Raw genomic sequence first — 20,554 nt, forward strand, 5'->3', positions numbered from 1 at the left:
TTGACGCCAAGGGGTTGGGTGCTATACTACGCGCCGATTTTTTTTACATTTATTAGAATTCCGTTTAAACGGAATAAGGCAAAGCACTTGCGCGGAGCAAACTATATATGAACATGGAATACTTGAGCACAGCCGAAGAAAAGATCCCGAATACCCCGATGTTGGTCAACCTGATTTCCTACCGTACCCGCCAGCTGAACAGCGGTGCACGCCCGATGGTGAAGAAAGACCATCCGGAAATGGATAACCACGATCTGGTGCTGAAAGAGATTGCCAACGGTCTGCTGACTGCGGAAATGAACTTCACCCAGGAAGAGTCGGAAGTTCCCGGTCTCGACTTCGACGCTTCAATCCTCCTCTAGAGGGAAGCTCGAAATTCGAATCTCAAAAGCCCAAGGCATCCCTGTTTTGGGCTTTTTGCTTTTGTGGTTTTTGAATTGGGTTAGAATTCCGTGCTTCGGATTTTGAATTTGGTTTCTCTATGGCGGGTAAAAACAAAAAGAAAAAGAACGATCCTGGTGCAGGGGTGCTGGCCACCAACCGCAAGGCGCTGCGCGATTTCCATATCCTGGAAAAGATCGAGGCGGGGATTGTACTGTCCGGCACCGAGGTGAAATCGGTCAAGCAGGGGCATGTCAGCATCCAGGAGGGCTACGTCCAGGTCGATGATCATATGGAAGCCTATCTGGTGGGCTGCACCATCCAGCCCTACGACCACGGCAATATCTTCAATCATGACCAGACGCGCGCTCGCAAGCTGCTCCTTCATCGCAAGGAGATCGAACGGCTATATGGAAAAATCCGCGAAAAGGGGCTGACCATTGTTCCGTTGAAAGTCTACCTGGTGCGCGGAAAGGTCAAGATCCGGATTGGGCTGGCCAAGGGCAAGAATGTGGTCGATAAGCGGGAAACGCTCAAAAAACGTGAATCCGATCGCGACTCGCAGCGCGCCATGCGCAATCACAACAGTCAGTAGGGAAAAGCAGGTGCCACCCCTTCAGGGGGCTGGCAACCTGAAGGGATGGGCCTCCTCCCGACGAGCGGGGCGTTTGTGTCGGAGTTCCCCTATGAAAGGGGGGCTTTGGAAACTCCCTCGCCGGTTTTACATGTTCCCGGTCGCAGGAATGCCACCATTTTTCCGCGGGTGAATATCTTACTTGCATAAGTGTGATATTGAGACCTGCCCTTGCTGGCTGTGATCTAGCGGGTTTTCACACTTATGCAAGTATGATGTTTGTCTTGGTTCCTGTAACTGCATCCCCATGGGGCGCCGTTCCCTATCTGATGGTTCCGTGGCGCCGGTGTGCCCGTGTTGGTTTTCGAAAGCAAGGCTTCCCTCGCTCAAGTAGCGCAAGGCTTGCGTCGGCTGCCACCGGAGCGGGAGCAGTCTCCGGACAGCACGTCCAACGAGTCGATCCGGAGATGGACGGCGTGGTCGTCCGGGATCCCCGTTGGGCAAGTCGGGTGGCAGGTTCCTTGTTACAGCTGTTTGACGGAGTCCCGCGTGATCAGCTCGGATGGGATGACGAGCTTGCGGAGCGGGGCGTTGGGGTCGCCGATGCGCCGAAGGATGGTTTTTGCACCTTCCACGCCCATTTGTTTCCGGTCGATTCGGATGGTGGTGAGCGGCGGGTGGGTTTTTTTTGAAAATTCGGTGTCGTCGAAGCCGGTAATGCTGATTTGTTCGGGGACGTTGATTCCGACGGCAAGCAGCTTGTTCATAATGTCGGCGGCCATGTCGTCGTTCACGGTGCAAATGGCCGTAACAGGATCGTTTCCGTTGATGCGGGTAATAATTTCCTGGGTGGCCTGGTCGTTGGTCTTGACCTTAAGCACTTCCGTTTCCAGTCCGAGCCGGCGGGTTTCGGCTTCGAATCCCATGCAACGTGAGATTTCGTTATAGTTGTCGAATGCATGCCGGAGCATCAGCATGTGCTTGTGCCCCTGTTTGTGGAGGTAGGAGACCATGTCGATCATGGCGCGGAAGCCATCGGATGTGACGGAATCGACGGAAACCCCGGAGATGTCGGTGTCGAGCAGCAGGAAGGGGAGGTTGACCTCGCTCAGTTTCTGTTTAAATTCCTCGGGGCAGCCTCCCATCAGGATGACGCCGTCGACGTTGCCTTCGCGGATAAACTTGGGTAGTTCTTCTTGCTGGGTCGAGATGTCGTATCCGGCCAGCAACAGGTTTTGGTTGGCCAGGGTGAGTTCTTCTTCGAGCCCTTCCATGATTTCTGCGTAGAATACGTTGCGGAAAATGTGCGCGCAGGAAGGATAGAAGAGGATGCCGATGCTTTCGGTCTTGCGGCTGCGGAGGTTGCGGCCGGCGGCGCTGGGGAAATAGTTTAGTTTCTTGCACGCTTCGCGCACCCGCTTCTGGGTGGCCTTGCCGATCCTCCCGCGGTCGTTGAGCACGCACGATACGGTGGCGATGGAACATTTGGCTTCGTGGGCAACGTCTTTGATATTCGCGGGTTTTGTGCTCATGGTGATTTCCTGTTGATCTCGTTATTTCGCCAAATATGGGTTGGTAAACAGGTTTTATCAAACCGAAAAAACGTTTTTCACCGTTGATCTGGTTGGCGGCAGTAGTAAAAAATACTAGTGCAAGGGTTGACAGAATCTAATCGCCAGCTAATGTGTGACCATTATACATGGGGTTTTAGGAGGAAGAACCGTGTTAAGAGGATTGCGCATTATAGGATTGGTTGTGTTTGCCTTGTTGGTGGGTTTGGCCGCCAACACGTTATGGAAAATGCACGAAAGTGGCGAATTGCTGGACCAATACAACAGCCGCCGCAAAGCGAACATCACGATGTTGGCTTTCTCCGTTGTTGCGGTTGCGGCCCTGGGTGGTTTCGAGCTGTCGCATATCAGGAATCTTTCCAATAGGCGTCATTATGGAAGAAGGCGCTTCCATGATGAAAAGGAAGAGGTGACCGATGGGCTGGATTCCACTTCCATCTACGCCGCACCGAAAACCATGGATGATTGGCAGGGGCGGCGAACGCGTACTCCGAAATCGCGCCATGCCCCGCCGAAGGAGATGATTGGCCTGTGGATGGGCATGTTGCGCATTTGCTGTATCGTTATGCCTTTGGTCTACATCGGCTTGCTTGCCCGCAGTTTGCTCAAGCGGGTTGAAATGGCGGAATTTGCATGGCTGCTGCCCGCGCTGTTTGGCGGATTGGTCATCATTTCGATCGTTGCGGCGGTCGGATTGTTCGGAAAGAAGACCTGGGGTGTTGGATTGGGCTATTTCCTCGCCATCTGCAATCTCATGGTATTTCCCTTTGGTACGGCCATGGGGCTGTTCCTTTTGCTGGGGCTGGTGGGGGCATCGGCGGAATTTGCCGCCCCCGAACGCGAGAAACGCCGCAAGGCCCGCCGCAAGGCGCAGGCCGCATTGGTTTAGCGCCGGGCTGCGCATCTCAAACCTTTTCACGGTGGATATTCCACCGTACTTTTCCATGTTAATTTCCTTTCTGTTCGCTCCCTCCCATGGTTATGTTTACCCTTTTATTCTTATGAAGGGGAACACGCATGCCGAAGTTGAAGAACTTGATTCAAGTAATGGGATTTAAGGGAAAAGCCAAACACTATGCCTATGAGGTTGTCGGTTATGATATTGGCAATGGTCAGAAGGCATTTTTGGCGGACTGGAAACACCCCGCCATGGTGCTGGAGGGCATAAGTTCCGGCCTTGTTGATGGATATCGGGAATTTGTCAAGGAAGGCGACTTTTGCATTGATATCGGTGCACATTGCGGCGATACGACAGTGCCGATGGGAATTGCGGCGGGGAAGGCAGGTTGCGTTCTTGCGTTGGAACCCAATCCCTACGTCTACCACGTTCTGGAAAAATCAATTCGTGCCAATTCCGGTTTGGTCAATATCAAGACCATCATGGCTGCTGCCGGGGCGCAAGAGGGTTTCATGGAGTTTGAATATTCCGACCCGGGATTCTGCAACGGGGGACGACACGAGGGGATTTCGGCTCTAAAGCACGGGCATGCGTACAAGCTGGAGGTTTTTGCCGTAAACCTTCAAAACGAGCTTCGGTCTGACTTTGCCGAATATCTTCCCAAGCTGAGTTTCATCAAGACGGATGCGGAGGGTTACGATCTCTATGTCCTGCGGTCGATCGAGGAAATCATCCGAGAGTTCAGGCCCGTAGTGAAGACCGAGATTTTCAAGAAAACAAGCAAGCAGTATCGGGCGGATGTCCTGGAGTTCTTCCGTCAGATGAACTACACGGTTCGCAGGGTTGTGGAGGAGCCGCTGGTGGCCGGCGATGAACTCACCACGGAAAACCTTGCGGCAGGAACGCATTACGACATTATTGCTTTGCCCAATTAGCGCCGGGCTTCCTTGAACTGGGCTTCAATCTCGGGCGTCGGTTTTTTCCCGAGCAGGCTGACCAGCACGATCAGCAGAACCGATGCGGCAAAGCCCGGAACGATTTCGTAGAGATCGAACAAACCACCCTTCAACTGCTTCCAAACCAATACCGTGATCCCTCCGCCGATGATGCCGGCAATGGCGCCGTCGCGCGTCATGCGCTTCCAGTAGAGCGAGATGAGCACCAGCGGCCCGAAGGTGGCGCCGAAGCCCGCCCAGGCGTAGGAGACGAGATCGAGCACGCTGCTGTCGGGTTTGAGGGCGATGGCGCAGGCCACTGCCGCCACGCCGATCACCGTTCCCCGGCTCACCCAGACCAGCTCTTTGTCGGAGGCGGAGGGGCGGATGATGACCCGGTAGAGGTCTTCCGTCAGGGCGGATGAGGTGACGAGCAACTGCGAGTCGGCCGTGCTCATGATGGCCGCCAGTACCGCCGCGAGTAGGATGCCGCCGACGATGGGGTGGGTCAATTGGTCGACCAGGATCATGAACACCTTTTCCGAGTCGGAGTCCGAGAGCGTTTCCGGCAGGAAGATCCTGCCGGCCAGGCCGACGAGTACCGCGCAGGCCAGGCTGACGATCACCCAGATCATGGCGATCCGGCGCGCGGGTTTGATTTCGTCCGGCGAGCGGATGGCCATGAAGCGGGTCAGGATGTGGGGCTGGCCGAAATAGCCCATGCCCCAGGCCATCAGCGAGACCACGGCGATGGTTTTAAGCGGTTCCCCTCTGCCGTTGGTGAAAACATTCAGGAACCCGGCATCGACTTCCCGCAAGGCATGGGCGGATTCGGCGAAACCGCCGGTGGCGTGCAGGGCCAGCATTGGAACCGTGATGATGGCGAAAAACATGATGATGCCCTGGAAAAAGTCCGTCCAGCTCACCGCCATGAAGCCGCCCAGCGCGGTGTAGGAAATAATCACCACCACACCAATGAGCAGCGCGCTGTGGTAGGGCAGACCGAAGATCGATTCGAACAGTTTGGCGCCGGCCACGAAGCCGGAGGCGGTGTAGATCAGGAAAAAGACGAGAATGAATACGGCCGAAAGGGTGCGCAGCAGCCGGTTGTGGTCGTGGAAGCGGTTGGCGAAATAATCCGGCAGGGTGATGGCGTTGCCGGCAATCTCGGTGTAGCGGCGAAGGCGCCGCGCCACGAAACGCCAGTTAAGGTAGGTGCCAACGCCCAGCCCCAGGGCAATCCAGGCCGCCTCCATGCCCTGGAGATAGGCATAGCCAGGAAGACCGAGCAGGAGCCATCCGCTCATGTCGGACGCCTGCGCACTCATGGAGGTGACCCACTTGTTGAGCTGCCGGTCGCCGATCAGATAGTCCGAGAGCGATTCGTTTCGTTTGTAGAAATGGGTGCCCACCGCCAGCATGAAGCCGAGGTAGGCTAGGAACGTAATGATGATGCTCAGGTTTTCCATGGGGTTAACGAGTAATGCGTAATGCGTATCTTTGCGAGCGAAAACCCGCTGATTGGTTCCGCCGATGTCCAATGCATCGTTTCTGAATTCCGGATTTGCCGTACGTGTTTCGCTTTTGCTATTCTGTTATCGATCTTTTCAGAGGGATTTAAGATGGACGAGCCAATCGATTTAAGAAATGCCGATACCATCCCTTTAGGCCAAGGGGAAATCAAAGGCTATTCCCTTGCGGCAGGGGATATGCTGGGTCAATACTGCGTGGTTGGCGTTCTGGGCAAGGGCGGCATGGGGCAGGTCTACAAGGTGGTGCACACCACGCTCGGTCGCCATTATGCCCTGAAGCTGTTGGCCGAGGATTTTGGCCGTTTTTCCTTTGCTCTTCATCGTTTCCGGCGCGAAGCCAAGGTCATGGCCAACATCGAGCATCCCAACATTATCCATGTCGATGAATTCGGCCAAACCGATGGTCGCTATTGGCTGAGGATGGAGCTCGCCGAAGGAATCGATGGAGCCGAGGAATTCCAGGCAGGAAATGTCGAGACACAGACGGAACGGATTGTTTCCTTGTCGGATCTGGCAAAGACGATGGGCGGGAAGGTGCCGCAGGAAATGCTGCTGCCGATCCTGGTCCAGATTTTGGATGGCTTGGACTATGCCCATGCCCGAGGCGCTGTCCATCGCGACCTGAAGCCGGCCAATATTCTTTTTTGCGGGAAAAATGGTTCTGTGCCGCATGTTAAGATCACCGACTTTGGTTTGGTCAGGTTGTTAGGCGAGGAATGGTTGAAGACGATGATGGTGCCGGGGGGACGGCGTTCCATGTCGGGCATCGACCACCCGGCCATGGATCTAGATACGGCGACGACCTCCTCCGAGCCGTTGCTTGGTACCTATAGGTATATGAGTCCCGAACAAAAGCGCGGAGAAGAGGGCGACGAACGCTCCGACATCTATTCCATTGGTCTCATTATCTACTATTTGTTGACGGGCGAGGAGTTGGGCTTGCGTACGCCCTCTCAGCTCGACTCCTCCATCGACCCCGCATGGGACGCTTTGGTGTTCAAGGCGCTTGAAAACCACCCCGATAAACGCTTCCAAAGCGTAAGCGAAATGATTGCGGCGCTAGGTGGCCTGGAGCGAGGGGAAGAGCAACGGCCGATCCCGGTTACGGGTGAGGAGGCGCAAGGCAATGAAGAGTCGAGTGTGGCGGAAGACGAAGCGCCTTCATGCCCCTCGGTGCAGGGATCAAGCGCAGGCGGGGGCTCGACGAAAGAACCGTCGACGGCGTCCCCCACCAAGCCAAAGGGCACGTCGTCCAGGGCGAAGCACCAGCGTCCGAAAGTGATGCCCGGCTTATTGATCGCAGTTGCAATTTACGTCGGTGGTTTTCTGCTGATCAGGCACAACGCCGCCGAAACGCCACGGGTTGAACATGCGGGGCAGGCTAGGCAAAACTTTTCCCTCGATCTCGGTGGCTCGCAAAGAATGGAGTTTGTCTGGATTCCTGCCCTCAATGGCTGGGCAGGAAAATATGAGGTTACCAATGGCGAATACCGTAGTTTGGTTCCCCGGCACGATTCCGGTAAATGTGATGAAGGTTCTTTGGATGGGAACCGTCAGCCTGTAGTCGAGGTGAGCTGGGACGACGCGCAAAAATTCATCCGTTTGATAAAGGACAGTCATGGTCTGCCGGAGGGGTATGATTTAACCCTTCCCTCTCGGGAGGAGTGGATGAAGGTGGCGCAGTGCGGTGATAGGAGCCAGCAATACCCCTGGGGTAGTGGTTGGCCGCCGAAGAATGGGAATTACGCTGCCGTTGGCTTTTGGGATCAATTTCCGGCGACGTGTCCGGTGGAAGATAGCGGACGTAACATATGGGGCATGTATGGTGTTGGGGGCAACGTGTGGGAATGGACGAGGGATAAGGCTGGCTTTCGCAAATACATTATTTGCGGAGCGTCCTGGGGCGATAGCGACAAGGAACGTTTGCGTTGCACTGGCGGCGGCGGAGTTCCGTTTGTTGGACGAAACAACATCGGATTTCGATTGTTTTTACTCCCTCTTGGCGATGAATGGACGCTGTAGGTATACGTTTTTTAGTTCAGCCCCAACTTAGAGGCAAGATGGGTTGCTTTTAGGTGGATCGGGGATTACGTATTATGTTTTACGAATCACGGAGACATTCATGACCAAGCAAACCAAGCAGTTTCTCGCCGATCTCATCAATAGCATCAGCCCGTCGGGCTATGAAGCCCCCGTGGCCAAGGTCTGGAAAGTCGAAGCAGGGACGTTTGCCGCCAAGGTTTGGACGGACACCCACGGCAATTCGCACGCCATCGTGAATCCGGGGGGCTCGCCACGCGTCATGTTTGCCGGGCACTACGACGAAATCGGCTTCCAGGTTTCATACATCGACGAGCAGGGGTTTCTTTGGATCCAGGCGCTGGGCGGCTGGGATCCGCAGATTGCCCAGGGGCAGCGGGTGCAGATCATGACGAAAAAGGGCATCGTTCGCGGAGTGATCGGCAAGGTGGCCATCCACATGCAGACGCCGGAGGATCGCAAGAAGGTTTCCGAGGTGAAGGATCTGTGGGTGGACATCGGTGCGAAGGACCGGAAGGATGCTGAAAAGATGGTGGAGGTTGGCGATCCGCTGGTGGTGGCCTACGGTTTCGAGGAGCTGGCCAACGGCCTTGCCGCCGGGCGTGCGTTCGACGACCGCGCCGGGGCATTCGTGGTGCTGGAAGCCGCGAAGCAACTTGCCAAGCTCAATCCGAAGGCCGAGATCCACGCGGTTGCCACGGTTCAGGAGGAGATTGGCCTGCGCGGCGCCCGTACCGCCGCCTACGGCATCGATCCGGATATTGGCATTGCGGTGGATGTGACTTTCGCGACCGACCACCCGAACATGGGCGAAGCGATGAAGCGCAAGAACCTGATCGAACTCGGCAAGGGCCCCGTCATCACGCGCGGCCCCAACATTAACTCCAAGCTGTTCGAGTTGCTGGTCAAGACGGCCAAGGCCGAAAAGATTCCGTACCAGATCAATGCGGAGCCGCGCGGCACCGGCACCGATGCCAACGCCATCCAGCTCAACCGGGCGGGGGTGGTTTCGGCTCTCGTGAGCATTCCGTTGCGCTACATGCACAGCCCATGCGAGATGCTCAGCCTCAACGATCTGGAGCTATGCGCGAAATTGCTGGCCAAGACGGTGGAGAAAATCACGCCGCGCACCAACTTTGTGCCGTTTTAGTGAGGAGTGACGATTGAGACGTGACGAATACCAAATTAAACTGATTCGTTTTTTTTACCACAGAGGGCACTGAGGCACAGAGGAGCGGGGTTGCTTTCTCTTTGCCTCCGTGTCCTCTGTGGTGAGACCATTCAAGTTAAGTTCCTATAATGCATTTCAATCGTCACGCCTCACGCCTATTGCCGAATCACCTTCAACGAGCTGATGGCACCGGTGAATCCGGTGGTGGTTGAGCCGGGCTTGTTCTTTAATACGGTCGGTAGCGCCTGGTGGTTGCCGATCCGTATGTGCATGTTTTCGCCCTTCAGCGGCGCATCGAGATCGAGCTTGGCCACCATTTTCCGGTTCAGCAACAGGTAGGCCTTGTCCTTCTTGATACGCAACTCGATCGTGACCCACTGGTTGCGGTATTTGTTAATCCCGAGATAGGTGCCTTCCTGGAGGGTCATGGCAATGTGGCTCGTGCGCACGGTGGCTTGGACGGTGTGGTCTTTGATGTAGATGGCATATCCGTGCTCATCGTTGCCTTGGGAGAGCACCAGCCCGTCGGTCAGCACGAACGCGCGCACCGTGACCACCCACTCGCTCCCGTCCGGATCGAGCAGCGAGCTGTGGGGGATGGAGAGTCCCTGGCCGGATTGGATGGCCAGCATGTAGCGGTGATTCGCCCATTCCATGCCGAGCTCGCCCTTCGGGACGTGCAGCGGATAGAGCGACTTGTTCGGGATCAGCCCGTCCTGCACGTTCTGGAAGTCGAGGTTGAGCATCAGCCCAACCGGCAACTTCTTTTCTGCAAGGGCCACCGACGAGGCCAGAGCAAGGGCGATCAGGATTTGCGTAATTCGTTTCATGGTTCTGGTTATTGGTTCCCGGTTAATCAATTTGCATATTATGGCTATTGCGGTTCGTTTGAAAGTGTTGGGTTGCACTCTTTTTACAAGGCCCATTCCGCCCGTTCGAGCACCCGGGGGAAACCATTGCATCGGAATATTTTTTCTTATTAAAGGTGGTACTTGGCTGGTGAATCTGGATTGCTCCACGGCATGAATGAAACGCACTCCATTCCAAATACGCTTGTTGGCGGTAGAGCATGAGGCAATTGCTCTATTTGTTGATCGATAAATTCCTGGCCTTGCTGCCCGGTGTTCAACCGTATCCCCGTGTACTCCAGTTTCCCATCACCGGCCGATGCAATTCGAAATGCGGAACCTGTTCCGTGCCGGAGTTGGCCCCCGATGTGGATATGACGGTGGAGCGTGTCCGGGAAATCATGAAAAACGACCTGTTCAAGAATCTTCAGGCCATCGGCATCAATGGGGGGGAACCTTCGCTGGTCAAGGAGCTTCCCTTGATTATCGATGAACTCCTGCTGCTGCCTAGGCTGAGGTCGATACATATGATTACCAACGGAATGCTTACAGGACGCATTCTTGAGATTACCAAAACCATGTACGAAGCCTGTCGGAGCAAAGGGGTGCGGTTCGAACTCTCGATATCGCTCGATGGCATCGAAGAGGTCTATTGGGCCTGCCGCGGAGTATCGAGTTTTGCCAAGACCATGGCCACCATCAAAACAGTGGTTGAACATCCCGGGGTCTATTGCAACTCGTTTACCGCAGGATGCACGGTTTCCAGATACAATGTGGATCACCTTACGGCAAACGACACCTATTGCGCTGAAAACGGTATTCCCATCACCTATCGTCTGGCGGTGCCCAACCGTCGCATACACAATCTGGGCTATACCGACGATTTCAGTGTGCTGGTTGATGAAAACCACCGGCAAACAGCCCTGGAGTTTTTCTTCGGGAAGGTGGTTGATGGGAATGGGAGTTGGCGGCAGAGGTTCACCTATTATGCCATCTTCAAGTATTTGGAGGCGAAGGGGCACAGGCGGTTGGCCGACTGCTTCTGGAAATGGCGCGATGCGACGGTGGATGAGGAGGGCAATATCTATTATTGTGCCACGGAGAGCAAATGCCTCGGTAAGCTGGACGGCAGCAATGCCAAGGCCATATTCCATTCCCGGGAAAGCCTTCAATACAGGAAGGAACTGATTTCCGAAAACTGCCAGCATTGCATCCACTATGCATTTTTCCCGACGATTGGGGGAGCACTGGATTTCCTGGGATTTATTCTCCGGCGTTTAAGTTTCCCGGGGAGCTATCGCCTCATGCGGAGGTTGGGATGAAGGTCTGCATCATTGGTGGTTATGGGGGCGAATCGATAGGCGACCGGGCAAGCCTTGCCGGGATTCTCGCGTTTCTTTCAGAGTTGCATGGGGAATTGGATGTTCAGCTGGGGTCTTTGGAACCGTTCTATTCCGAGAGAACCGTCCGCGAGGATCAATCCCTGTGGGAAAAGCTCATTCCCGGTCGGATCAAGGTGGATTTGTTCAATAGCACCGTTCTCGGTGAACTAAAGGCCTCGATTGCGGGAGCCGAACTCCTGTTGTTGGGAGGCGGGATGTTGGCGGACTGGAGGGGAATGCACATGCTTTCCTTTGCCTTCCGGTTCGCCCGCAAACGCCGGGTGCGCTCCGGCCTGTTGGGGTGTGGATTGGGTCGACTGTCGGGAGCGGCATATCGGCAAGCTGCCATGGATGTGCTGAGCAATGTCGATTTCGCCGTTTTCCGCGACTCCCGCTCGGAGGAGGCCGCTCGTGCGCTAAGTCCGGATTCAGGTGCGGTCTACTGTTCGGCCTCCGATCCCGCCACCTACTGTGCCGTTCTGTTCAAGGCAGTGTGTCCTCTGGTCGAAGTTGGCAAAATGGTTAGCATCAATTTGGCAGATGGTTGCCCGGGTTTGTCGGCGGAAATGGTTGAAGCCATCATGGACGGGAATGAAGGCAATAAGGCTGTGCTGGTTCCCATGGGCTATTTTCCTCCAACCCGCGACGACCGGGCATTCATGAATGCGATCAGGTACAGGCTGGGAAGGCGGGAACTCTCGGTTCAAAACCGTCCCTTGTCGTTGGAAGAGACCATGCGGTTGTTTGCTTCAAGCTCATCTTTTTTCGGCATGAACTACCATGCCGTAATGTTAATGTCCCTGTTGAACGGGAAAGGCCGAATTCTTAATGCGTCGAGTGGTTGTGCCTCAGACATTCGGGATTTCCTCAAGATTGTTGATCCATCCGGTTTTTGGGGGCCGGAGCGCATGTTCTCCTTGGAGCAAGGAAAACCGGATCGCTCGTTTTTTTTGCGGGTTATCAATGATGAAGTATTTGAACCTGCCTACGATCGATTAGAGCATGGATTCGAATCGTACCGGGCGGTCATCGCCCCTTCTGAATAGCAAAGGCCGGGGTCTCGCTGTTCGGCTTAATTGAAATCCAAAAACTTTTCGGTTTGTTCCTTAATCAGCTGGGGCGGCTCGCTATTCAGGTGCTCGCCGTTCAAGACCTTTTCATAGCGTTCCATGTAGGCTTTCGTCATGGCATTGGCATTGAACACATCCCGGGCATAATCATGGCATGCGGTTCTGGAGAACCGGCCTGCATCCGAAACCGCAGCCGCCAGTTCACTCGACGAGGTAGAAAGGAATCCCACGTCTTGGTTGATGATTTCAGGAAGCGACCCATAGGGAGTTCCGAACACGGGGCAACCGAAATAGAGGCTTTCAGTAAGTGCCAGCCCGAATGGCTCCTGCCAGCGCACCGGGAAGATGAGTCCTTTCGACTGGTTCATCAGCTCGGACTTGCGCTGGTTGTCCACCATGCCCTCGAACGAGATCGAGGGGTAGGGGGTGTAGCGGAAGCCCATCTTGAAGTTGAGGCGGGTGCCGCCTAGTACTTTTAGCTTTTCATTGGCCATGCGCGCAATCCTGATGGCGCCTTTCACGTTTTTCTTCCTCCAGGCGGCTTTGCCCAGGAAGTGGAAAAAGCTGCGCGGAGCATCGAGATCCGGCTCCGGATAGTTGTTCCAATCCAGTCCGTTGTGGACAAAGGAGTCCGAGCCATAGAGCTCGGCATGGTTGCGTGAGACGAACACCGTGTTCTTGTCCATCTGAAAATCCGGATCAGGATGGTTGCCGTGAAGTGTATTGAGGTAGGGCTTATCGACGGTTTGATCGATATCGCCGTTGAAATGGATCACATCGATGTCATCCGGGACTTGCTCACGTATCGTTTTGGAACGGTCTACGGGAATGATCCGTGCAAAATCGCACGTTGAACCTTCGCGGACAAGAAAGGTGACGTTGTGGCGCTTGTTGGCCAGTTCCTTGCCCAGATCCCAGATGACGCGTTCCGTGCCTCCATAGTGAACCGCTGGTATGATCGAGTTGTTTGAAATGAGGATATTCATGCTTCGGTTCCGGCGCCGGCGGTGTTTTGGTTTCGCTCCTATTTAAAAACCAACCGTGTTTTTCTTTTTTTTACCAGATTTGGTTCCTACTATTCCTTTTTCGACCATGAAGGTGCTCTAAGTATCATATGCAAACAAGGTCGGCACTTGGGGAGAGTATGAAACAGATAACCAATCAGCGAGCCAGAAAAGTCCTATATTATGCGCGAGGCTTTTCCCAGCAGTTCCTTGTGCCCAATGCCTTTTACCGCAGCCAGCTGGAGCGGAAGCTGGCCCGGCTTGGCGAGTACGACCGGAGTGAGGTCGAGCGGCGGGTAAATTATTACAATCGCCTGGATGCCGACTTCCAGGTCTCCGGCGACGCGGCGCTCTTGAAGGACATCCCTTTTTCAAGCAAGACCGTCTACTACTACGATTTGCGCGAGATTCTCCGCCATTTCCCTGCCCGGGCAGCGGTGGACTATCTCTTCGGCGACATCTATTGGATTGCTGAGCGGCCGAGCCTGGTGAAAAGCCGGCCCATTTCCGAGGACAATGCCAACAGCGTCGTGATCAATATGGAAAAGCTCAGGCATTTCCGGCCCATTCGGGATGAACTCCCCTACGATGAAAAGATCGACAAGCTGGTCTGGCGGGGTGCCGGGTGGCAGGAGCATCGCAAGGAGTTCCTGCGCCGCTGCTGTGGCCATCCGCTCTGCGATGTCGGGCAGGTCAACACGCCAGAGGAAGGAACGCCGCCGGAATGGAACAAACCCAAGATGACGGTGCCGGAACAGTTGCGCTATAAGTTTATCCTCTCCATCGAGGGCAACGACGTGGCCACCAACCTGAAATGGATTTCGCAGTCAAACTCCCTCTGTTTCATGACCAAGCCCAAGATCGAGAGCTGGTTCATGGAGGGTTGCCTGGTTGCTTCCAAGCACTATGTCGAGGTGCGCGACGACTATGCGGATCTCGGGGAAAAAGTGGAATACTACGTGCGGAACCCGGATGAGGCGAAGGCCATCATTAAGAACTCCCAAGACTATTACCGCAGTTTCTGCGATCCGCGGCTCGAAGAACTGGTTTCGTTGCTGGTGGTGAAGAAATACCTTGAGAAGGCCGGGCAATACTAAGGCACGTTTTCGAGGATTTTCTGTTCGGGGTGCATTTGCCTGTTGCCAATCATGCCCCGATAAATGCATCCTGCCCGCTTTGCGAGAAAACACTGGAATCTAGCAATCCATGGGGAAGAGCAGGGAAAACATGAAGATAACAGCCTATATCATCGCATATAACGAAGAGGAAAAAATTGCGGACTGCATTGGCAGTGTGCTCTGGGCGGACGAGGTGATTGTGGCCGATTCCTTTAGCGAGGATCGCACGGCGGAAATTGCGGAATCGCTTGGTGCCAAGGTGGTCCAGATCGAGTTCAATGGGTTCGGGGCGCTTCGCAACGAGGCGATCAAGCATTGTTCGCATGAATGGATCTATAGTCTGGATTCGGATGAACGGTGCACGCCGGAGGTGCGCGACGAAATCCTGGAGTTGATCCAGGATGCCCCGCTGGACATCTATCGCCAGCCGCGCCGCAACTATTTCATGGGGCGCTGGATCCGGTTTTCCGGCTGGTATCCGAACTATCGGCAGCCCCAGCTGTTTCGCAACGGTAAAATGACCTATGACCTGAAACCAGTGCATGAAGGCTTCGTCAGCCATTCCGACAAGCCGATTGGAGCCTTGAAGTGCGCCATCTGGCAGTTCCCGTTCAAGGATTTGGACGAGGTGCTTCATAAGGCCAACCGCTATTCCAGGCTTGGGGTTGCGAAGCTGGAGGAGCGGGGCAAGAAAGGATCGCTTGGAAAGGCCTTTGCCCATGGATTCTGGGCCTTCTTCAAACATTATTTCCTCAAGCTGGGTTTCCTGGATGGCGGGGCGGGGTTCGTGATTGCGGCAGCCTATTTCGACCAGTCGTTCTATCGCTATGCAAAACTAACGGAAGTCCAGTCGCATGGATGGCCCCCGCCGGAGGCGAAACCGGTGCTCCGAAAGGATGCGGGCGCAGATGTTTAAGGACATTAAAGCAGCATTCAAACGCTACGGCCCCTACCTCGGGTTGCTGAAGCCGGTCAGGAAGCAATTCATCCTCGGGCTTCTGTTTGGTGCCATCTCCGGTGCGGCGAGCGGTTTCGGCCTGCCGTTCCTCCTTTATAAGGCGTTGCCGGTGGTCATGGCGGACCCGCCGCCCGAGTTCTGGATTCTGGTGGGATACATCGCCATTTTCCCGGCAGCCATGGGCGTCCGGGCGGTCAGTGGATTCTTCAATATCTATCTCGTGTCGTATGCCGGCTTAAGCGTCTTGCTGCAGATCCAGCAGAAGGTGCACGAAAAAATGCAGTGGTTGCCGCTGTCGTTTTTCCACAAGAACACCGTAGGCGATCTGATGGCACGTGTGCTAGGCGATGCCATGGCGCTGCAGCAGGTGCTCACCTCCGTGGCGAACGACCTGGTTAAGCAACCCATGACCATTGTCGGAGCCATCGGGGTGTTGGTCTATCTTTCGATCAAGGAGCAGGAAACCCTTTTCATGCTCCTGTTCATCGGAACCATCGTGCTGATCATATTCCCGATCCAGTATGCCGGACGCAAGCTGTTGAAACGGGCGAGGCAGGTGCAGGAGACCAGCGGCGACATCTCGCGCACGGTTGGCGAAAACATCAGCGCCGTCCGCGAGATCCGCGCATTCAACCTGCAGGAGCGCGAAATCGGCGCCTTCGGCCAAGCGCTTGGGCGGTTCCGCCATCTCTCCATGAAGGTGATCAAATACCAGAATCTGATCCGCCCCGGCATCGAGTTGATGGGGGTGGTCGGCGTCTCGGTGGCCGTGGTCTACATGCGCCTGAAAAACGTCGACTACGAAGCGGTGGCTTTGCTCGGGGCCTTCTATTTTTGCTACGACCCCATCAAAAAGTTTGGCGAGATGCATCTGGCGCTCAAGCGCGGCGAGGCCGCCTTGCAGCGCATCGAATATGTGCTCCATGCCGAAAACACCGTGCCCGAGCCCGAGCGGCCGGTGGAGCTGGGCGAGGTCAGGGGGCGGGTTGATTTCAACAACGTCAGCTTCCGCTACCTGGAGGATTGGGTGCTCAAGGACGTTGACCTGAAGGTCGAACCCGGAACGGTCGTTGCCCTCGTCGGCCCCAGCGGAGCGGGGAAAACCACCATCGCCGATCTCATTCCACGATTCTACGACGTACAGCAAGGCTGTGTTTGCATCGATGGAAAGGATGTAAAATCCGTTTCTTCGGTTGAACTGCGCTCATTCATTTCGGTGGTTTCCCAAGATACGTTCCTCTTCAACGAAACCATTCTCGACAACATTCGTGTGGGAAGCCCGGATGCCACCGACGAGCAGGTTTTCGAAGCCGCCCGGCATGCTTTTGCCCACGACTTCATTCTGGAGCTGGAAGAGGGGTACGGTACGGTGGTGGGTGAGCGCGGCACGCGCCTCTCCGGCGGCCAAAAGCAGCGTATTGCCATTGCCCGCGCCTTCCTGAAAAACGCGCCGATCCTGATTCTGGACGAGGCCACCTCCGCGCTCGACTCCGAGAGCGAGGAAAAAATACAACGTGCGCTCGAACAACTGGTGCAGGGGAAAACCGTTTTCATGATTGCGCACCGCTTCGCTACCATCAAGATGGCCGACCAAATCGTTGTGATGGAGGATGGCGTGATGCGCGCCATGGGGCCGCACGCGGAACTCTATGCCTCCGATGTGCTTTACAAAGGCTTGTACGATCAGCAGTTCTTGAAATAAGAAGGCAATTATTTTGGAAAAGAAACAGGACAGCATAAAGCCTGCGGTAACGGCCTGCATCGTCTCTTTCAACGAGGAGCGCAACATCCGCCGTTGCCTCGAAAGCGTAAAATGGTGCGATGAAATCATTGTGGTCGATAGCTTCAGCTCCGATCGCACTGTGGAGATTGCCCGGGAATATACGGATAAGGTGATCCAGCGCGAATGGCCGGGCTTCCGGGCGCAAAAGGAGTTTGCCCGGTTGCAGGGGGGCAATGAATGGTCGCTTCAACTCGATGCCGACGAGGAAATTTCCCCAAAGCTCAAGGCCGAGCTGATTGAGGCCATGAAGTGCAATGATGGCTCGGTGAATGGCTACGAAATCCCGCGCATGGTCAACTATTTCGGTAAATGGATCCGGCATGGCGACTGGTATCCCGACCGCAAGCTGAGGCTCTACCGCAAGGAGCGGGGGCGGGTCGTGGGTGGCGAAATCCACGAATATGTTGCCGTCGAAGGCAAGGTGAAACGCCTGCGCAATCCCATTTTCCACTACACCTACGACGACCTGACCCATCACCTCCAGACGCTCAATCGTTATTCCACGATCTCCGCCGAAGAGATGTACAAAAGGAACCGGCGTACCTATTGGCCGGATATTCTGCTTCGTCCCTTTTGGAAATTCGTGCGTGGTTATGTGTTCCGGATGGGCTTCCTGGATGGTTCCGCCGGCCTCGTGATTGCGCTGCTCTCCTCATTCGGGGTCTGGATGAAATACCTGAAGCTGCGCAATCTCCAGCGGGGTTTGATTCTCTCATGATAGCGTTTCCCATCGCTAAGGTAGACGAAGGGTGGGGGAGGATTCTTGCATGGGTATTGCGCATCGCATTGATGGCCTTCCCCGCGGCATCGTTGCTCATCGATGACTATGCCAGTGCCGCCCTCGTGCTTGGCCTGATCGGTGCGGTCTTTTTCCTTGGCAAGGACGACTGGAAAATCGACCGTTCCCATAAGCTTCTGGCTCTCGCCTTCAGCTCCCTGTTCATCTGGTCGCTGATCCAGTGGCCGTTCGCGGATGCCCCACTCTCCGAGATGGCCGGCCTCGACAACACCCCGCGCTTCCTCCTCTTCCTTCCCTTGCTGCTCCTTTTCCGGAAACTAAACCTAGGCGAGCGTGCCTTCATGCATTCCGTAGTCTGGGGCACCATCGCCGTCGGCCTGTTTGCGATCCTCTTTTATGCGCTGGCCAAGAAAGAAGTGGAGGGGTGCCACAATACCATCATCTTCGGAAATCTCGCCCTTCTGCTCGGAGGCCTCTCCCTGCTGGGGGTCGAGCGGTTCAAGGGCCATGCTTTCATGGTTGCCCTCTCGGTGGTTGCCGCCGTGATGGGGCTCGCTGCTTCGTTTCTCTCTGGAGCGCGCGGGGGATGGGTGGCGGGGCCTTTTTTTCTTGTAGTTGCATTCAACTACATACTGTCGCCGTCGTCGTTAGGTCGAAGGATTGCAATCTGCATACTGTCCATCGTGGTTTTGGTTGCCGCTGGGGCCTCGGTGAAGGTTGTGCGCGAAAGGGTTTCCCTGGCAGTCAGTCGGTATGATGGCTACCTGGCGGGGGAAAAACCCGGGTCTTCGGTCGGTATGCGTTTTGGCATGTGGCAACAGGTGATTGGCGAATTCAGCGAACATCCGGTTCTTGGGCATGGGCCGGGAACCTTTCGCTATGAAACGGAATTCACCGACGAACGGGGGCGCACATTCCAAATGGAATTCAACCATCCACACAACGTGTTTCTTTCGTATCTTTGGAGCGGGGGGATTGTTGGCTTGTTGTTTTTGCTGGCGTTCTACATCTATCCAGCTGCTTTTTGGAAAAGAGGGCAGCGAGGCGCTTTCTCCTCTGCGTGTGTTTGGGTGGTTCTGCTGGGGTACGGGATATTCGGGCTTACGGAAGATATTTTTGCGCGGAATGCATTTATCACGTTTTACGTGATGGTGTCGGCCTGGATCATATCGACTGAAGAGCCTTCTTGCGCCATGGAACGTCAGGGAGAGGGATAGGTCTTGTTCGGTCGCTTAAAGAGCCTGCTGGGGCAAGCCCAAAACCATGGCGGGGAGATGCTGTGGATCATGCTCGGGCAGATTGTGGCTGCGCTTGGAACTTTCGCCGGGGTACGGGTGCTGACCGAATTGATGACGCCCGGCGAGTACGGCAAGGTTGCACTTGTGCTGAGCCTAGTGAACCTGGTGCAACTTTCACTGGGCCGGGCATTCGGGACGGCTTCGTACCGTTTCCTCGGGGTCTCCCAAGACAAAGGGGAACTCGGCGCGTTTGGTGCCGTGACACTTCGTTGGAGTGCAGGCTCCATCGCCATGCTTCTTGTTTTCCTTCCGTTGCTTCTGTTGTTGCGTCTTGGATTGGATTGGCCTGTTTCGGTGCCCCTGCTTGCGGGCGGTGTTGGGTTAACCGCATTCCTGTTGCTCCATGCCTTGGGAACGGGCATCGAGAACGCCGCCCGCCATCGGCCCGCCGCGGCAATCGGGCAGATGGGCTACGAATGGGGGCGGGTCTTGTTGGCGGCACTGTTGGTTGCCGTTGTTACGCCATCGGCCGAGATGGCGGTGGTGGGCTTCATGGCATCCGCTGTCCTTGCAACGGCCTTCCATGGGTTCTTCATCCGGAAATGGTTGGCCTTTCCGGAAATCCATCTTTTCCAGGACGTCCGTGAAACGTATGTTGGGAAGCACTATGCCGGCTACCTGCTCCCCGTTGTGGCGGGGGGATTCCTGACCTGGATATTCCTATTCTCCGTACGCTGGATCCTGATGCGCTTCGAGTCGCTCGAGGATGTGGCGGTGTTTTCGGCGTTCTACCAGATCGGGGTGGTGCCTTCGTTGCTGGGGGCCAGCGTTCTCAATAGCCTGCTCGCGCCCATCTTCTACCGTCGGGTCTCCGATGGCCAGGACAAGGCTACCCATGCCCGAATGTTCCGGGTCAACCTTGCTGTGGCGGCGGGCATTCTCGCTGTGGTCGTTGCCGGGACGCTGGCCGTCGCCATAATGAGGGGCTGGATTTGCGCACTGCTGCTAGACGAGGCCTACCGCACCCACGCGTGGATGCTGCCATGGATGGTCGTTGCCGGAGGATTGTACGCGGTCGGAGAGCAGTTGCTGATCAGCGTCATGAGCTTTTCATCCACCAAGATCCTGATTCCGCTTAAGGCCGTCATGGCGGGGCTGGCGGTTGCGGTCTATTGGTATGCCGCTGGCCGGTTCGGTCTGAATGGGGTGGTGTTTGCGCTTGCCGTACTAGGGGGCGGTTATGCTTTGCTCATGTTCTTTGCGTGGTTGGGTATGTATTTGAAATCTTTTGGTTTGGCAGGGGAACGGTAGC

The 20,554-nt window shown here is 55.5% G+C and carries 18 protein-coding genes; 14 read left to right on the top strand and 4 right to left on the bottom strand.

What is annotated here, in order from left to right; genetic code table 11:
• Positions 1 to 107: 107 nt before the first annotated feature.
• Entirely contained in the window at positions 108 to 362 is a 255-nt protein-coding gene (locus E9954_RS20510) for a DNA-directed RNA polymerase subunit omega (protein WP_136081136.1), read from the top strand.
• Positions 363 to 481: 119 nt separating this feature from the next.
• Positions 482 to 976, top strand: a complete 495-nt coding sequence (gene smpB, locus E9954_RS20515; RefSeq protein WP_136081137.1) for an SsrA-binding protein SmpB — start codon at positions 482 to 484, stop codon at positions 974 to 976.
• Positions 977 to 1,479: 503 nt separating this feature from the next.
• On the opposite strand, the gene E9954_RS20520 is transcribed toward smpB, so the two are convergent.
• Positions 1,480 to 2,487: a LacI family DNA-binding transcriptional regulator gene (locus tag E9954_RS20520; RefSeq protein ID WP_136081138.1), complete on the bottom strand. Its 1,008-nt coding sequence runs from the start codon at positions 2,485 to 2,487 to the stop codon at positions 1,480 to 1,482.
• Positions 2,488 to 2,710: 223 nt separating this feature from the next.
• Between E9954_RS20520 and E9954_RS20525 the strand changes: the two genes are divergently transcribed.
• Positions 2,711 to 3,415 (top strand): hypothetical protein, encoded by a 705-nt coding sequence (locus tag E9954_RS20525; RefSeq protein ID WP_136081139.1) that lies wholly within the window; start codon positions 2,711 to 2,713, stop codon positions 3,413 to 3,415.
• A 128-nt stretch (positions 3,416 to 3,543) separates the two neighbouring features.
• Positions 3,544 to 4,359 carry an FkbM family methyltransferase gene (locus E9954_RS20530; protein ID WP_136081140.1) on the top strand — a complete coding sequence of 272 codons (816 nt, stop codon included), beginning with the start codon at positions 3,544 to 3,546 and terminating at the stop codon, positions 4,357 to 4,359.
• On the opposite strand, the gene putP is transcribed toward E9954_RS20530, so the two are convergent.
• The gene (gene putP / locus E9954_RS20535; protein WP_136081141.1) at positions 4,356 to 5,828 is read right to left on the bottom strand and encodes a sodium/proline symporter PutP; all 1,473 of its coding nucleotides are present in this window, start codon (positions 5,826 to 5,828) and stop codon (positions 4,356 to 4,358) included. The two genes, E9954_RS20530 and putP, sit on opposite strands and share 4 nt — an antisense overlap.
• 153 nt (positions 5,829 to 5,981) lie before the next feature.
• On the opposite strand from putP, the gene E9954_RS20540 reads away from it, so the two are divergent.
• Both E9954_RS20540 and E9954_RS20545 read left to right on the top strand, forming a co-directional pair.
• Positions 5,982 to 7,913 carry a bifunctional serine/threonine-protein kinase/formylglycine-generating enzyme family protein gene (locus E9954_RS20540; RefSeq protein WP_168442452.1) on the top strand — a complete coding sequence of 644 codons (1,932 nt, stop codon included), beginning with the start codon at positions 5,982 to 5,984 and terminating at the stop codon, positions 7,911 to 7,913.
• Between the two features lie 100 nt (positions 7,914 to 8,013).
• A complete protein-coding gene (locus tag E9954_RS20545; protein WP_136081143.1) occupies positions 8,014 to 9,081 on the top strand; it encodes a M42 family metallopeptidase in 1,068 nt (355 codons plus the stop codon).
• A gap of 176 nt (positions 9,082 to 9,257) precedes the next feature.
• Here the strand turns inward: E9954_RS20545 and E9954_RS20550 are convergent, their stop codons facing one another.
• On the bottom strand, positions 9,258 to 9,932 hold the full coding sequence (locus E9954_RS20550; RefSeq protein ID WP_136081144.1) for a LamG domain-containing protein: 675 nt from the start codon (positions 9,930 to 9,932) through the stop codon (positions 9,258 to 9,260).
• Between the two features lie 239 nt (positions 9,933 to 10,171).
• Between E9954_RS20550 and E9954_RS20555 the strand changes: the two genes are divergently transcribed.
• Together E9954_RS20555 and E9954_RS20560 are read left to right on the top strand one after the other, a co-directional pair.
• On the top strand, positions 10,172 to 11,272 hold the full coding sequence (locus E9954_RS20555) for a radical SAM protein (RefSeq protein WP_136081145.1): 1,101 nt from the start codon (positions 10,172 to 10,174) through the stop codon (positions 11,270 to 11,272).
• Positions 11,269 to 12,378, top strand: a complete 1,110-nt coding sequence (locus E9954_RS20560; protein ID WP_136081146.1) for a polysaccharide pyruvyl transferase family protein — start codon at positions 11,269 to 11,271, stop codon at positions 12,376 to 12,378. The genes E9954_RS20555 and E9954_RS20560 overlap by 4 nt, the downstream gene beginning before the upstream one ends.
• A 26-nt stretch (positions 12,379 to 12,404) precedes the next feature.
• Here E9954_RS20560 and E9954_RS20565 read toward each other — a convergent pair whose 3' ends face one another.
• Positions 12,405 to 13,388, bottom strand: coding sequence for a glycosyltransferase (locus E9954_RS20565; RefSeq protein ID WP_136081147.1), 984 nt, complete (start codon positions 13,386 to 13,388; stop codon positions 12,405 to 12,407).
• Between the two features lie 158 nt (positions 13,389 to 13,546).
• Here E9954_RS20565 and E9954_RS20570 point away from each other — a divergent pair, with 158 nt between their 5' ends.
• From E9954_RS20570 to E9954_RS20595, 6 genes are all read left to right on the top strand, one after another.
• Positions 13,547 to 14,503 carry a glycosyl transferase family 90 gene (locus E9954_RS20570; protein ID WP_168442453.1) on the top strand — a complete coding sequence of 319 codons (957 nt, stop codon included), beginning with the start codon at positions 13,547 to 13,549 and terminating at the stop codon, positions 14,501 to 14,503.
• A gap of 130 nt (positions 14,504 to 14,633) precedes the next feature.
• The gene (locus E9954_RS20575) at positions 14,634 to 15,440 is read left to right on the top strand and encodes a glycosyltransferase family 2 protein (RefSeq protein WP_136081149.1); all 807 of its coding nucleotides are present in this window, start codon (positions 14,634 to 14,636) and stop codon (positions 15,438 to 15,440) included.
• Positions 15,433 to 17,184 carry an ABC transporter ATP-binding protein gene (locus E9954_RS20580; RefSeq protein WP_168442454.1) on the top strand — a complete coding sequence of 584 codons (1,752 nt, stop codon included), beginning with the start codon at positions 15,433 to 15,435 and terminating at the stop codon, positions 17,182 to 17,184. Before E9954_RS20575 ends, E9954_RS20580 begins: the two co-directional genes overlap by 8 nt.
• A 13-nt stretch (positions 17,185 to 17,197) precedes the next feature.
• Complete coding sequence (locus tag E9954_RS20585) at positions 17,198 to 17,983, top strand: glycosyltransferase family 2 protein (protein WP_168442455.1); 786 nt, start codon at positions 17,198 to 17,200, stop codon at positions 17,981 to 17,983.
• On the top strand, positions 17,980 to 19,221 hold the full coding sequence (locus E9954_RS20590) for an O-antigen ligase family protein (RefSeq protein ID WP_168442456.1): 1,242 nt from the start codon (positions 17,980 to 17,982) through the stop codon (positions 19,219 to 19,221). The genes E9954_RS20585 and E9954_RS20590 overlap by 4 nt, the downstream gene beginning before the upstream one ends.
• Before the next feature lie 3 nt (positions 19,222 to 19,224).
• Complete coding sequence (locus tag E9954_RS20595) at positions 19,225 to 20,553, top strand: lipopolysaccharide biosynthesis protein (RefSeq protein WP_136081153.1); 1,329 nt, start codon at positions 19,225 to 19,227, stop codon at positions 20,551 to 20,553.
• Position 20,554: the final 1 nt, after the last annotated feature.

It is taken from the genome of Pontiella desulfatans, from assembly GCF_900890425.1.
GTDB classification, from domain to species: Bacteria; Verrucomicrobiota; Kiritimatiellia; order Kiritimatiellales; family Pontiellaceae; genus Pontiella; species Pontiella desulfatans.